The organism is Labrys sp. ALF-8 (assembly GCF_059699065.1).
On record NZ_AP048537.1, the window covers coordinates 961,440 to 974,472 of the forward strand.

Annotated in this window: 13 protein-coding genes; 12 read left to right on the forward strand and 1 reads right to left on the reverse strand. The window is 64.5% G+C overall.

From position 1 onward, the window contains the following. Window position 1 precedes the first annotated feature (1 nt). The 7 genes from AC6H34_RS04345 (at window position 2) to ruvB (ending at window position 6,614) form a co-directional block, all read left to right on the forward strand. A complete protein-coding gene (locus tag AC6H34_RS04345; RefSeq protein WP_448151184.1) occupies window positions 2-826 on the forward strand; it encodes a TIGR00282 family metallophosphoesterase in 825 nt (274 codons plus the stop codon). A 194-nt stretch (window positions 827-1,020) separates the two neighbouring features. Then, a complete protein-coding gene (locus AC6H34_RS04350) occupies window positions 1,021-2,466 on the forward strand; it encodes a sugar porter family MFS transporter (protein WP_497538022.1) in 1,446 nt (481 codons plus the stop codon). Window positions 2,467-2,610: 144 nt separating this feature from the next. Next, window positions 2,611-3,357, forward strand: a complete 747-nt coding sequence (locus tag AC6H34_RS04355) for a YebC/PmpR family DNA-binding transcriptional regulator (protein ID WP_448151182.1) — start codon at window positions 2,611-2,613, stop codon at window positions 3,355-3,357. A 14-nt stretch (window positions 3,358-3,371) separates the two neighbouring features. After that, window positions 3,372-3,875 (forward strand): crossover junction endodeoxyribonuclease RuvC, encoded by a 504-nt coding sequence (gene ruvC, locus AC6H34_RS04360; RefSeq protein ID WP_448151181.1) that lies wholly within the window; start codon window positions 3,372-3,374, stop codon window positions 3,873-3,875. A 66-nt stretch (window positions 3,876-3,941) separates the two neighbouring features. Then, complete coding sequence (locus tag AC6H34_RS04365) at window positions 3,942-4,754, forward strand: isocitrate lyase/PEP mutase family protein (RefSeq protein ID WP_448151180.1); 813 nt, start codon at window positions 3,942-3,944, stop codon at window positions 4,752-4,754. 172 nt (window positions 4,755-4,926) lie between these two features. Then, the gene (gene ruvA, locus AC6H34_RS04370) at window positions 4,927-5,544 is read left to right on the forward strand and encodes a Holliday junction branch migration protein RuvA (RefSeq protein ID WP_448151179.1); all 618 of its coding nucleotides are present in this window, start codon (window positions 4,927-4,929) and stop codon (window positions 5,542-5,544) included. Continuing rightward, complete coding sequence (gene ruvB, locus AC6H34_RS04375) at window positions 5,541-6,614, forward strand: Holliday junction branch migration DNA helicase RuvB (RefSeq protein WP_497538023.1); 1,074 nt, start codon at window positions 5,541-5,543, stop codon at window positions 6,612-6,614. Before ruvA ends, ruvB begins: the two co-directional genes overlap by 4 nt. 135 nt (window positions 6,615-6,749) lie before the next feature. Here ruvB and pal read toward each other — a convergent pair whose 3' ends face one another. Continuing rightward, window positions 6,750-7,286, reverse strand: a complete 537-nt coding sequence (gene pal, locus AC6H34_RS04380) for a peptidoglycan-associated lipoprotein Pal (protein ID WP_448151177.1) — start codon at window positions 7,284-7,286, stop codon at window positions 6,750-6,752. Between the two features lie 363 nt (window positions 7,287-7,649). Here pal and AC6H34_RS04385 point away from each other — a divergent pair, with 363 nt between their 5' ends. The 5 genes from AC6H34_RS04385 to AC6H34_RS04405 all read left to right on the forward strand — a co-directional run bounded on the left by AC6H34_RS04385 (window position 7,650) and on the right by AC6H34_RS04405 (window position 12,979). Further along, entirely contained in the window at window positions 7,650-8,696 is a 1,047-nt protein-coding gene (locus AC6H34_RS04385; protein WP_497538024.1) for a sulfate ABC transporter substrate-binding protein, read from the forward strand. 255 nt (window positions 8,697-8,951) lie between these two features. Next, the gene (locus AC6H34_RS04390) at window positions 8,952-10,001 is read left to right on the forward strand and encodes a sulfate ABC transporter substrate-binding protein (RefSeq protein WP_497538025.1); all 1,050 of its coding nucleotides are present in this window, start codon (window positions 8,952-8,954) and stop codon (window positions 9,999-10,001) included. Window positions 10,002-10,096: 95 nt separating this feature from the next. Then, window positions 10,097-10,969, forward strand: coding sequence for a sulfate ABC transporter permease subunit CysT (cysT, locus tag AC6H34_RS04395; protein ID WP_448151174.1), 873 nt, complete (start codon window positions 10,097-10,099; stop codon window positions 10,967-10,969). Further along, a complete protein-coding gene (gene cysW, locus AC6H34_RS04400; RefSeq protein WP_448151173.1) occupies window positions 10,962-11,855 on the forward strand; it encodes a sulfate ABC transporter permease subunit CysW in 894 nt (297 codons plus the stop codon). The genes cysT and cysW overlap by 8 nt, the downstream gene beginning before the upstream one ends. A gap of 11 nt (window positions 11,856-11,866) precedes the next feature. Further along, window positions 11,867-12,979 carry a sulfate/molybdate ABC transporter ATP-binding protein gene (locus AC6H34_RS04405; protein ID WP_497538026.1) on the forward strand — a complete coding sequence of 371 codons (1,113 nt, stop codon included), beginning with the start codon at window positions 11,867-11,869 and terminating at the stop codon, window positions 12,977-12,979. Window positions 12,980-13,033 lie beyond the last annotated feature (54 nt).

The following is a 13,033-nucleotide window of genomic DNA, read 5'->3' on the forward strand; positions in this document are numbered from 1 at the left end:
CATGCGGCTCCTGTTCCTCGGCGACATCGTTGGTCGAACCGGCCGCAACGCCGTAATCGAACGCCTGCCCGGCCTGCGCGAGGCCTGGAAGCTCGACGCCGTGGTCATCAATGGCGAAAACGCAGCCGGCGGCTTTGGCCTCACCGAGGCGATCTTCGACGACGTGGTGAATGCCGGCGCCGACGTGGTCACGCTCGGCAATCATTCCTTCGATCAGCGGGAGGCTCTCGTCTTCATCGAGCGGGCACCCCGCCTGGTGCGCCCCGCCAACTACCCCAAGGGCACGCCCGGCCGCGGCGCCACCCTTGTCGAGACGAAGGCCGGCGCGCGTCTCCTCGTCATACAGGTGATGGGACGCATCTACATGGACGCGCTGGACGATCCCTTTGCCGCGCTGGAGCGCGAGCTGGCGGCCTGTCCGCTCGGCCTCGGCGCCGATGCCGTCATCGTCGACGTCCATGCGGAGGCGACCAGCGAGAAGCAGGCGCTGGGCCACTTCTCGGATGGCCGCGCGAGCCTTGTCGTCGGGACCCACACGCATGTGCCGACCGCTGACCACCAGATCCTCGGCCACGGCACGGCCTATCTGTCGGATGCCGGCATGTGCGGAGACTACGACAGCGTGCTCGGCATGGACAAGGAAGAACCCATCCGCCGCTTCATCCAGAAGACCCCGGGCAACCGCTTCGAACCGGCGACCGGCGAAGCGACGCTCTCCGGCATCGCCGTTGAGACCGACGACAGGACGGGACTCGCAGTCAGGATCGCGCCGGTTCGCATCGGCGGAAAACTCTCGCAGGCCGTACCGGAGTTCTGGACCGCTTGAGACGGGCTGGGTTTGAATATCAGACCTGCTTGCTCCGGCGGCCGTGTACGCGACCAGGCGCGCAAGGGCACTTACGCCGGGACGAATATCCCTATATCTCTTTCGATGTACAAGCTCTCCCCGCGGGACGGCCGCACCGCCCCCCATTCCAGATTGATTAGCCGACAAGGCCATAGTGATTTCAGGAGAGTGCCATGGCTGGCGCGCCCCTCGCCTCGACGTCCAACGCCGCTCCCGGTCCCTCCGATACCGTCCCGACGGGGCGCGTCATCCTGGTCTCCGCTGCCGCGGCGATGGGCGGCTTTCTCTTCGGCTACGACACAGCGGTGGTGAACGGCGCCGTCGGCGCCATCCAGCGATGGTCCGGCGTCGGCAATGCCCTGCTCGGCTTTTCGGTGGCAAGCGTGCTGCTCGGCTCTGCCGTCGGCGCCTGGTTCGCGGGCCCGCTCGCCAACCGCTACGGGCGCCTCGCCATGATGCGCTTCGCCGCGATCGCCTTCCTGATAAGCGCCATCGGGGCTGGCCTGCCCTGGGATATCTGGTCCTTCACCATCTTCCGCCTGATCGGTGGTGTCGCGGTCGGCGTCGCCAGCGTGATCGCGCCGGCCTACATCGCCGAGGTTGCGCCGGCCTCCCTGCGCGGGCGCCTGGGCTCTCTCCAGCAGATGGCCATCGTCATCGGCATCTTCGTCGCGCTGCTCTGCAATTACATTCTCGCCTACGCCGCCGGAGGCGCGGAGCAGAAACTGTGGCTCGGCCTCGAGGCCTGGCGCTGGATGTTCATCATCGAGGCCGTTCCCGCGCTGGTCTACGGCCTGATGGCGAGCCTCATTCCAGAATCCCCGCGCTATCTCGTCAGCAAGGGCGACATGGAGGATGCCCTGCTCGTCATCCGCCGCTTCCTCGGCAACGTGCCGCCGGCCGAAACCCGCGTCGCCAACATACGCAAGACACTCGGCGTGGAAGAGAAGCAGACGATCGCCGACCTGAAGGGCCCGGCGGCGGGCCTCCTGCCGGTGGTCTGGGTCGGCATCCTGCTCTCGGTCTTCCAGCAGTTCGTCGGCATCAACGTGATCTTCTACTACTCCTCGGTGCTCTGGCAGGCCGTGGGCTTCACGGAGGCGGATTCGCTGAAGATCACCGTGATCACCTCGGTAACCAACATCGCCACCACGCTAATCGCCATCGCCCTGGTCGACAGGATCGGCCGCAAGCCCCTGTTGCTGCTCGGATCACTCGGCATGACGCTGACGCTCGGCACCATGGCCTTCATCTTCGGCACGGCTCCGACCACGATCGTCAACGGTGCGGCGCAGCCCATACTCGGCGATGCGGCGGGCCTGGTCGCGGTCGCCGCCGCCAATCTCTATGTCGTGTTCTTCGGTATGAGCTGGGGACCGGTTGTGTGGGTGCTGCTCGGAGAAATGTTCAACAACCGTATCCGCGCCTATGCGCTGGCGCTGGCGGCCGCAGCCCAGTGGGTCGCCAATTTCGTGGTCTCGCAGACCTTCCCCCCGCTGGCGGCGGCGGGCCTCGGCCTAGCGTATGGCTTCTACGCCACCATGGCTCTCCTCTCGCTGTTCTTCGTCTGGCGCTATGTCACCGAAACCAAGGGGCGGGAACTGGAGGAGATGGAATAGGGACGGGCGTCGAATCGGCACGCCAACAGAGGAAATGACGCGCGCGGGATGGATTTTTGCCGCCGCCAATTCTATAAGCCGCGCCACAATTCACATGGCAGGTGCAATACGGCGCTGCCGCAGAAACGAACCAAGGCAGGACAGATGGCCGGTCATTCCCAATTCGCCAACATCATGCACCGCAAGGGCAAGCAGGATGCGAAGCGCTCCAAGCTCTTCTCGAAGCTCGCCCGCGAAATCACCGTGGCAGCCAAGCTGGGCCTGCCCGACCCGAACATGAACGCCCGCCTGCGCGCCGCCATTCTCGCCGCCCGTGCCGAGAACATGCCCAAGGACAATATAGACCGTGCCATCAAGAAGGCAGCCGGTGCCGATGGCGAGAACTACGACGAGATCCGCTATGAGGGCTATGGCCCCGGCGGCGTTGCCCTCATCGTCGAAGCGTTGACCGACAATCGCAACCGTACCGCCTCGGACGTGCGCTCCTACTTCACGAAGGCCGGCGGCAACCTCGCCGAAACGGGTGCCGTCTCCTTCATGTTCGACCGCGTCGGAGTCGTCGAATACGATGCCGACAAGGGCACGCCGGACGCGATGCTGGAAGCTGCGCTGGAAGCCGGCGCCGACGACTGCGTCTCTTCCGAGGACGGCCATGAGTTCATCTGCGCCGCCGAGAATCTTGCCGAGGTCACCAAGGCGCTGGAAGCCCAACTCGGCGAAGCCCGCAAGTCCAGCCTGGTCTGGCGTCCCCAGAACACCATCGCCGTGGACGACGAAACCGGCGAGAAGCTGATGCGTCTCGTCGATACGCTGGACGATCACGACGACGTGCAGCATGTCTACGCCAATTTCGAGCTGTCCGACGCCATGATGGCAAAGCTGGCGGAATAGCCCTTGGGAAGGCCATGACTCCAACCCGCATTCTTGGCGTCGATCCGGGCCTTCGCCGCACCGGCTGGGGCGTGATCGAGGTGCTGGCCAACCGCCTCACCTTCGTGGCCTGCGGCACAGTGCTCTCCGACGACAGCGAGCAACTCGCCCACCGCTTGCTCGCCCTGCACAAGGGCCTGACGGAGGTGGTAGCCGGCTATGGGCCGGACGAGGCGGCGGTCGAGCAGACTTTCGTCAACAAGGATGCCACCGCCACGCTCAAGCTGGGCCAGGCTCGCGGCATCGCCATGCTCGTACCGGCACAGGCGGGGCTGTTCGTCGCCGAATATGCCCCAAACCTGGTGAAGAAGACGGTGGTCGGCTCAGGCCACGCCGACAAGAAGCAGATCCACCTGATGATCAAGGTACTGCTGCCGAAGGCCGATCCGAAGTCGGACGACGCAGCCGACGCGCTGGCCGTCGCGATCACCCACGCGCATCACAGAACGAGCCACAATCTCGCGGCGATATTGCGGTAGCGCAGGTTGCGCCGGGGGCGGCAACCCTATAGAACAAATCGTGAATTAAGAATCTGCGGAGGAACCATGTCACAGGCCCAGAAGGCAGCCATCTACGCCGACCTGCATCGCCGTCCCGAGCTCTTCCTCCTGCCGAACGCCTGGGACGCCGGCTCGGCCAAGCTTCTGGCCTCGCTCGGCTTTTCTGCCCTCGCCACGACAAGCGCCGGCCTTGCCTTTACATATGGCCGCAAGGACGGACAGATGTCGCGCGAGGAAACTCTCGCCAATGCGGCGTCCATCGCGGCAGCCACCGACCTGCCGGTCAACGCCGATCTCGAAAATGGCTTCGGCGACGGCCCGCAGGACTGCTCGGAAACCATCCGCGCGGCCGTCGACGCAGGGCTCGCCGGCGGCTCGATCGAGGACGCCACCGGACGCGCCGACCAGCCGATCTACGAACTCGCCCATGCGGCCGACCGCGTGCGCGCGGCTGCCGAGACCGCCAGGACGCGCGGTTTCGTGCTGACCGCCCGCGCCGAGAACTTTCTCCACGGCATTCCCGATCTCGCGGACACCATCCGCCGCCTCCAGGCCTTCCAGGAAGCGGGCGCGGAAGTGCTCTATGCGCCGGGTCTGCTCCGACTCGAGCAGATCAGGAGCGTTCTGGGTTCCGTGGACCGGCCGGTGAACGTGCTCGCCACCATGGCCGGCCAGGATTTCGCCATCGCCGATCTCGCCGAACTCGGCGTGCGCCGGGTGAGCGTCGGAGGCTCCTTTGCCCGCGCCGCTTTCGGTGCGCTGAAGCGCGCGGCGCTGGAACTGCGCGACGAGGGACGCTTCACCTTCGCCAAGGAAGCGATGCCCTATGCGGAGCTGGCCGCGATCTTCGGGAAATGAACCGCATTGATCGAACCGATGAGCCCGTCTCCGGATCGCGGGCGTCTTGCCCGTTCCCGGAACCGGTACGTCAACAGGAAACGACGAGGCCGAGTGCACGCCTGCGCTCCCGGGAAGGACTCGGATGCCGCGAATCATGGCAAAGCGCTAAAAGCGCCATGAGAGGACTTTCATGATCGGCAAACTGCGCGGCATCATCGACAGCTACGGCGAGGATTGGGTGATCCTCGACGTGCAGGGGGTCGGATACATCGTCTATTGTTCGAGCCGCACGCTCTCCACCCTGCCCTCGCCGGGCGAAGCGGCCATGCTGGCGATCGAGACCTATGTGCGCGAAGACCAGATCCGCCTGTTCGGCTTTTCCAGCGACAATGAACGCGACTGGTTCCGCCTCCTGCAGACAGTTCAGGGCATCGGCACGAAGGTGGCGCTCGCCATCCTGTCGACCCTGAAGCCGTCAGACCTCGCTTCCGCCATCGCGCTCGGCGACAAGGGCGCGGTGGCGCGCTCGCCGGGCGTGGGTCCCAAGGTCGCCCAACGCATCGTCACCGAGTTGAAGGACAAGGTTCCAAGCTTCGGCCATGTACCCGCCGACGTGATCGGCCTGCAGGCGGAACTGGGCGACAAGCGCGCTTCCGGGCCGGTCAGCGATGCCGTGTCCGCGCTCGTCAATCTGGGCTATGCGCAGACGCAAGCTTCCGCCGCCGTGGCCGCCGCGCTGCGCGAGGCCGGTGAGGGCGCCGAGACGGCCAAGCTCATCCGCCTGGGCCTCAAGGAGCTGGCGCGATGAAGCCGCCTCGCAAGGGACCTGTCGCCGAGCCGCCCAGGCCGGGCCGCCTCCTGAGCGGCGACCAGCGCGACGAGGACGCGGTCGATTCCAAGCTCCGCCCGCAGGATCTCTCCGAATTCGTCGGCCAGGCCAAGCTGCGCGAAAACCTCGCCGTCTTCATCGAAGCCGCCCGTCAGCGCGGGGAGGCGCTCGATCATGTGCTCTTCGTCGGGCCGCCCGGCCTCGGCAAGACCACGCTGGCGCAGATCGTCTCGCGCGAACTCGGCGTCAATTTCCGCGCGACCTCCGGCCCGGTGATCGCCAAGGCCGGCGATCTCGCCGCCCTGCTCACCAACCTCGAAGAGCGCGACGTGCTCTTCATCGACGAGATCCATCGCCTGAACCCCGCGGTGGAGGAGATCCTCTATCCGGCGATGGAAGATTTCCAGCTCGACCTCATCATCGGCGAGGGGCCGGCCGCGCGTTCGGTGCGCATCGATCTCGCCAAGTTCACGCTGGTGGGCGCCACCACGCGGGCAGGCCTGCTCACGACGCCGCTGCGGGACCGCTTCGGCATTCCCCTTCGTCTCCAGTTCTACACGGTCGAAGAACTGGAACTGATCGTCAAGCGTTCCGGGCGAGTGATGGGCGCCCCCATCGCCGACGACGGCGCCAACGAGATCGCCCGCCGCGCCCGCGGCACGCCGCGCATCGCCGGCCGCCTGGTGCGCCGCGTGCGCGACTTCGCCTCCGTGCTCGGCGCCGAGACAATTACCCGCGCCATCGCCGACAAGGCCCTGCGCGCCCTGGAGGTCGACCAGGCCGGCCTCGATGCCATGGATAATCGCTATCTCAGCCTGCTGGCGATGAATTTCGGCGGCGGCCCGGTTGGTATCGAGACCATCGCCGCCGCGCTGTCGGAACCGCGCGATGCCATCGAGGACATCATCGAACCCTATCTGCTGACGCAGGGCTTTCTCAACCGCACCCCGCGCGGACGCATGCTGACGGCCCATGCCTTCAAGCATCTGGGCCTGGCTGCACCGAGTTCGACGCCGCCCCAGATGACATTGTTCACGGATGAAGAGTGACCGGGAGCGCGGACATCCTGTCCGCCTCTTGAACTGGTACAAGCAAAAGAAAAGGCGGAGCGCCTTTCACGAGCGCTCCGCCTTTTCTACAGCGTCGGGGGTCGAGAGGCGGACAGGATGTCCGCGCTCCCGGGATCAGGAATTGCCCGCCCCGTTCAGCACGGTGACGGCGCGCCGGTTCTGGGACCAGCAGGAATTGTCGTTGCAGGTCGCGACCGGGCGTTCCTTGCCGTAGGAAATCGTCTTCATGCGGCCGCCGGAGATGCCCTGCGCCATCAGGTAGTCGCGTACGGCCTGGGCGCGGCGCTGGCCGAGGGCGAAGTTGTAGTCGCGGGTACCGCGTTCGTCGGCATGGCCTTCGACGGTGACGGTGTAGCGGGGATAGGCCTTCAGCCACTGGGCCTGCTTGTTCAGCGTTTCCTGGCCGATGCTGGTGATATCGGACTGGTCTTCCTCGAAGAGCACGCGATCGCCGACATTGACGACGAAGTCCTGCGGGCTGCCGGGCGAAGCGGCGCCGCCGGCGCCGTAGCCGCCGCCACCGAGGCCGCCCGCACCACCCAGGCCGCCGGCGCCGGTGCTCGAACTACTCTTACAAGCCGCAAGCGCGAGCACGCAGGTCAGCGCGGCGGCGAAGCGCAGTCCATGGACCGCACGCAGGGACGTCATCATTCCGGTTACTCCTCCGGTCGTCAGAATTGGTGAATGAGGCATAGCGAAAGCTGGTTAATCGAGTGTTCTGGAAACCTTGTCCGCGGAGTTTTCTTGGCCGTTGCAGCCCGGTAACACCCCGACGCCCCGGTTAAACTACCGCTATGGTTAAGGAAGTGCTGCTTGAATTCGGCGCAAAGGTGGCCCCGAACAGGCACTCGCATGGCACGTCCTCTTTCGGGAACGGCGATGCAGAATTGTCACACATTTATTTTATGTGAATTATAAAAATTCCCATGATTATCTGCGTATAATAGATTGACATTCTCGATTGATTTAGTGGAGATTAGGCATGAGCTGACATTCCCGGTTGGAAACGAACCCATGAACACCTCGCTTCGCCTCGCACGCCTCAGAGATACGCTGGCCGTGCTCCTCGCCCTCGCCTTCGTGCTGTGGATGACGTTCGCCACCACCCCGGGCGCCCACTCGGCCGAGCTTCTCAACGTCTCCTACGACCCCACGCGCGAGCTCTACAAGGATCTCAACGTAGCCTTCATCGCGGACTGGAAGGCCAAGACGGGCGAGGACCTCACCATCAAGCAGTCGCATGGCGGCTCGGGCAAGCAGGCCCGCTCGGTCATCGACGGATTGCAGGCGGACGTGGTGACGCTGGCACTTTCGGCCGACATCGACGCGATCGCCTCCGCCACCAGGAAGATCCCGGACAATTGGCAGTCCCGTCTGCCCCACAACTCCTCGCCCTACACCTCCACCATCGTCTTCGTCGTCCGCAAGGGCAACCCGAAGGCCATCAAGGACTGGGACGATCTGGTGAAGCCAGGCGTGTCGGTGATCACGCCCAACCCCAAGACCAGCGGCGGCGCGCGCTGGAACTATCTGGCCGCCTGGAGCTTCGCCCTCGACAAATCCGGCGGTGATGAAGGCAAGGCGAAGGATTTCATCGGCGCCCTCTACAAGAATGTGCCCGTGCTCGATTCCGGCGCTCGCGGCTCCACCATCACTTTCGCCCAGCGCGAAACCGGCGACGTCCTGCTGGCCTGGGAGAACGACGCTTTCCTTGCCCTGCAGGAATTCGGCGCAGACAAGTTCGAGATCGTCAACCCGCCGACCTCGATCCTGGCCGAGCCGCCTGTTTCCATCGTCGATGGCAATGTCGATGCGAAGGGTACACGCAAGCAGGCGGAAGCCTATCTCAACTTCCTCTATACGCCCGCCGCGCAGAAGATCATTGCCCATGACTACTATCGCCCAACGGATGCTTCCGCGGCCGATCCCGCCGATCTCGCCCGCTTCGCCAAGATCAAGTTCGTCAGCATCGACGATCCCAAGTTCGGCGGCTGGAAGAATGTGCAGGCCAAGCATTTCGACGACGGCGGCGTCTTCGACCAGATCTACAAGCCGCAATGATCGGCACATACCTCATTGACACGGAAGCGGGCTTAGCGGCCCGCTTTTCGTTTTGAGCCCATCATACTCGCAGAGACCCCACGGCCATGAAACAGGCGTAGGGCGCGAAACCTGTCGTGTTCATTCATCCTCAAATTCATATAACACATTAACATTGTGGAATTTATCACATTTAACACATTGACAATGTCCATTGATTTAGTGGATAAAGCACGCGCTACGTGAAATTATCCAATACCGGGCTGGGACTGTGAAATGAGCAAAACCTTCCGCTTCGCGCAACTCCGGGACATGATCGCCGTCCTGCTCGCGCTGGGCTTCGTGCTGTGGATGACCTTCGGCAGCCCCTCCCGTGCCCACGCGGACGAACTCCTCAATGTCTCCTATGACGCCACCCGCGAGCTCTACAAGGAGATCAACAAGGCCTTTGCCGCCGACTGGAAGGCGAAGACCGGCGAGGACATCACCATCAAGCAATCCCATGCCGGCTCGGGCAAGCAATCCCGTGCCGTGATCGACGGCCTCGACGCGGATGTGGTGACGTTGGCGCTGTCCAACGATATCGACGCCATCGCCAAGGCCACGAACAAGATCCCGGCAGACTGGCAGTCACGCCTGCCTCACAACTCGACCCCCTATGCCTCGACCATCATCTTCGTCGTGCGCAAGGGCAATCCCAAGAACATCAAGGACTGGGATGATCTGATCCGTCCAGACGTTGCCGTCATCACCGGCAATCCAAAGACGGGCGGCGGCACGCGCTGGAACTATCTGGCCGCCTGGGGCTACGCCTGGGACAAGACCGGCGGCGATGAGGCCAAGACCCGCGATTTCGTCGCTGCGCTCTACAGAAACGTACCGGTCCTCGACTCCGCCGCCCGCGGCGCTACCATCACCTTCGCCCAACGCGAGGTCGGCGACGTCATGATCGCCTGGGAGAACGAGGCCTACCTCACCCTTCAGGAGTTCGGCGCCGACAAGTTCGAGATCGTCACGCCCTCCGAGTCGATCCTGGCGGAACCGCCTGTCGCCATCGTCGACGGCAATGTCGACGCCAAGGGTACCCGCAAGCAGGCCGAGGCCTATCTCAACTTTCTCTACACCCCGGGTGCGCAGAAGATCATTGCCCATAACGGCTATCGGGCGATCGACGAGTCGGCCGCAGACCCTGCCGACCTTGCCCGCTTCCCCAAGCTGAAGCTGTTCACCATCAGCGATCCGCAGTTCGGCGGCTGGAAGAACGTCCAGCCCAAGCACTTTGCGGATGGTGGTATCTTCGACCAGATCTACAAGCCTAAAGACTGACATCGGGACACGAGATCCCAAACGCGACGATCCCCTGCCAGCGACGCATCATCGAAATGCTGTGTCGCCCAGGGGATGAAAATCCGGACACACCCATGGCCGATACAACTCTTCATCAGGTCGTAGCCCGCCCCAGGGCTGCCTTCGTCGCGCCGAGCGCCTTGCCCGGCTTCGGCCTGACGTTCGGCTATACGATCCTCTACCTCAGCCTGATCGTGCTGATCCCGTTGGCCGCCCTTCTGCACAAGTCCGCCGTGCTCGGTCCCTCGGGCATCCTGGCCATTGCGCTGGAGCCCCAGGTCTTCGCGGCCCTGCGCGTTACCTTCGGCATTTCCTTCCTGGCCGCGATCGTCAATGTCGTGTTCGGCGTCATCGTGGCCTGGGTACTGACCCGCTACGAGTTTCCCGGCAAGCGCCTGGTCGACGCCGCGGTGGACCTGCCCTTCGCCCTGCCGACCGCGGTGGCGGGCCTGGCCCTTTCGAGCCTCTATGCCTCCAATGGCTGGATCGGCCAGTTCTTCGCGATGGCGGGCATCAAGGTCGCCTTCACGCCCAAGGGCATCTTCGTCGCTCTCGTGTTCATCGGCCTGCCCTTCGTAGTGCGCACCCTGCAGCCCGTGCTTTCGGAGATCGACAAGGAGATCGAGGAAGCCTCCGCCACGCTCGGCGCCACCCGCTTCCAGACGGTGACGCGCGTGCTGCTCCCGCCGCTGCTGCCTGCCGTGCTGACGGGCTTTGCGCTGTCCTTCGCGCGCGCCGTGGGCGAATATGGATCGGTGATCTTCATCGCCGGCAACATCCCCTATGTCTCGGAGATCGTGCCGAGCCTGATCTTCCAGAAGCTCGAGCAGAACAAATATGCCGACGCAGCCGCCATCGCCATCATCATGCTGGCGATCTCCTTCGCGGTGCTGCTGATCATCAATCTCATCCAGGCCTGGAGCCGCAAGAGGACAGGCAATGTCTGAGCTCGCAATCGAACTCTATCGCGAGCCGCCGGTCTCGCGAGAACACAACGTCACCACCGAGAAGCGCTGGGTGCGGCGGACCTTGATCGCCATCGCCCTGGTCTTCCTCGCCGCCTTCCTGGTCGTGCCACTGGTGGAAGTTTTCTACCAGGCCTTCCACGCCGGCGCGGCGGCCTATTTCGAGACCTTCGGAGATCCGGATACACAAACCGCGATCTGGATGACGCTCGGCGTGGCCGCCATCACGGTGCCACTCAACGTCGTATTCGGCGTCGTGGCCGCCTGGGCCATTTCCAAGTTCGACTTCAAGGGCAAGAGCCTGCTGATCACCCTGATCGACCTGCCGTTTTCGGTCTCGCCCGTGGTGTCAGGCCTGGTCTTCGTGCTGTTGTTCGGCGCCCAGGGCGTGTTCGGCCCCTGGCTCACCGCGCATCGCATCCAGATCATCTTCGCGCTGCCGGGCATCGTGCTGGCGACCATCTTCGTCACTTTTCCCTTCGTGGCGCGCGAGTTGATTCCGCTCATGCAGGCGCAGGGCAAGTCGGACGAGGAGGCCGCGCTGACACTGGGAGCCTCCCCGCTCCGGATGTTCTGGACGGTCACCGTCCCCAATATCCGCTGGGGCCTTCTCTACGGCGTGCTGCTCTGCAACGCGCGCGCCATGGGCGAGTTCGGCGCCGTTTCCGTGGTCTCCGGCCACGTCATCGGTGGCACCAATACGATGCCCCTGCACATCCAGATCCTCTATGAAGGCGGAGGCGCGGGGGCTACCGCCGCTTTCGCCGTCGCTTCCCTTCTCGCCATGCTCGCCCTCGTCACCCTGGTCGCCAAAACCATCCTGGAATGGCGCTATGGGGACGAACTGGCGCACGGCGCCAAGCACTAACGGAGCCTGCCATGGAGATCCGCGTCACCGGTCTGACCAAGAGCTACGGCGTCTCGCCGGCGCTGCACGGCATCGACCTCGACATCAAATCGGGCGAACTGCTCGGCCTGCTCGGTCCCTCCGGCTCGGGCAAGACGACCCTCCTGCGTATCATCGCCGGCCTGGAGCAGCCCACCACGGGCACCGTTTTCTTCGGTGACGACGATACGTCGCGCCTCTCGGTGCAGGAACGCCGGGTCGGCTTCGTCTTCCAGCACTACGCGCTGTTCCGCCACATGTCGGTTGCGGACAACGTCGCCTATGGCCTGCGTGTTCGGCCGCGGGCCAAGCGCCCACCGGAGGCGGAGATCGTCCGGCGCGTGACCGAGTTGCTCGAACTGGTCCAGCTCGGCTCCTATGGCCAACGCTACCCCACGCAGCTCTCGGGGGGCCAGCGCCAGCGTGTCGCTCTCGCCAGGGCCCTCGCGGTGGAACCCAAGGTTCTGCTGCTCGACGAGCCCTTCGGCGCGCTCGACGCCAAGGTACGCAAGGATCTTCGTTCCTGGCTGCGCACCATCCACGACAAGACCGGGCACACGACCATCTTCGTCACGCACGACCAGGACGAGGCGCTGGAACTGTCGGACCGTATCGCCGTGCTCGACAAGGGCCGCATCGACCAGCTCGGCGTGCCCGATGAAATCTACGATCACCCTGCCACGCCCTTCATCTTCGGCTTCATCGGCGAATCGAGCCGGGTGCCCGTGACGCTGGCAGGCGGACGAATCCAGTTCGAGAACACCACGCTTCCCTTCAATGCCGAAGGCCTGCCCGACGGCCCGGCCACGCTGTTCGTGCGACCGCACGACGTCGTTCCCGGCGAGCCGGCGCCCAGCGCGCTCAACGGCGTCGTCGTCGCCCAACGCCGCGTCGGCGCGACGCGCCGTCTCGAAGTGGCGCTCGGCGCCCAGCGCACCATCGTGGAGGCGGACCTGCCTAACCTGCGTGCCGGCGAAACCAACAAGCCGGTCGGCCTGAAGATCCTCAACGCCACCGTCTTCGCCTCCAACGGCGAGGTCCGCTATTTTCGCGGCGCCAATGTCGATCCGGTCGTCGTAAGGCCGAGCGCTTTCCAGCGGGCTTGATCTCGCTGGGGAGTCAGGCCTCCCCGCCGGTTCCTGGAAACGAAATGTCCCGAT

Coding starts and splice junctions, on each gene's coding strand:
- AC6H34_RS04390 (WP_497538025.1), top strand. CDS start 8,952: ATGAGCAAAACCTTCCGCTTCGCGCAACTCCGGGACATGATCGCCGTC.
- cysT (WP_448151174.1), top strand. CDS start 10,097: ATGGCCGATACAACTCTTCATCAGGTCGTAGCCCGCCCCAGGGCTGCC.
- AC6H34_RS04345 (WP_448151184.1), top strand. CDS start 2: ATGCGGCTCCTGTTCCTCGGCGACATCGTTGGTCGAACCGGCCGCAAC.
- ruvC (WP_448151181.1), top strand. CDS start 3,372: ATGACTCCAACCCGCATTCTTGGCGTCGATCCGGGCCTTCGCCGCACC.
- ruvB (WP_497538023.1), top strand. CDS start 5,541: ATGAAGCCGCCTCGCAAGGGACCTGTCGCCGAGCCGCCCAGGCCGGGC.
- AC6H34_RS04355 (WP_448151182.1), top strand. CDS start 2,611: ATGGCCGGTCATTCCCAATTCGCCAACATCATGCACCGCAAGGGCAAG.
- AC6H34_RS04365 (WP_448151180.1), top strand. CDS start 3,942: ATGTCACAGGCCCAGAAGGCAGCCATCTACGCCGACCTGCATCGCCGT.
- pal (WP_448151177.1), bottom strand. CDS start 7,286: ATGATGACGTCCCTGCGTGCGGTCCATGGACTGCGCTTCGCCGCCGCG.
- AC6H34_RS04385 (WP_497538024.1), top strand. CDS start 7,650: ATGAACACCTCGCTTCGCCTCGCACGCCTCAGAGATACGCTGGCCGTG.
- AC6H34_RS04405 (WP_497538026.1), top strand. CDS start 11,867: ATGGAGATCCGCGTCACCGGTCTGACCAAGAGCTACGGCGTCTCGCCG.
- AC6H34_RS04350 (WP_497538022.1), top strand. CDS start 1,021: ATGGCTGGCGCGCCCCTCGCCTCGACGTCCAACGCCGCTCCCGGTCCC.
- ruvA (WP_448151179.1), top strand. CDS start 4,927: ATGATCGGCAAACTGCGCGGCATCATCGACAGCTACGGCGAGGATTGG.
- cysW (WP_448151173.1), top strand. CDS start 10,962: ATGTCTGAGCTCGCAATCGAACTCTATCGCGAGCCGCCGGTCTCGCGA.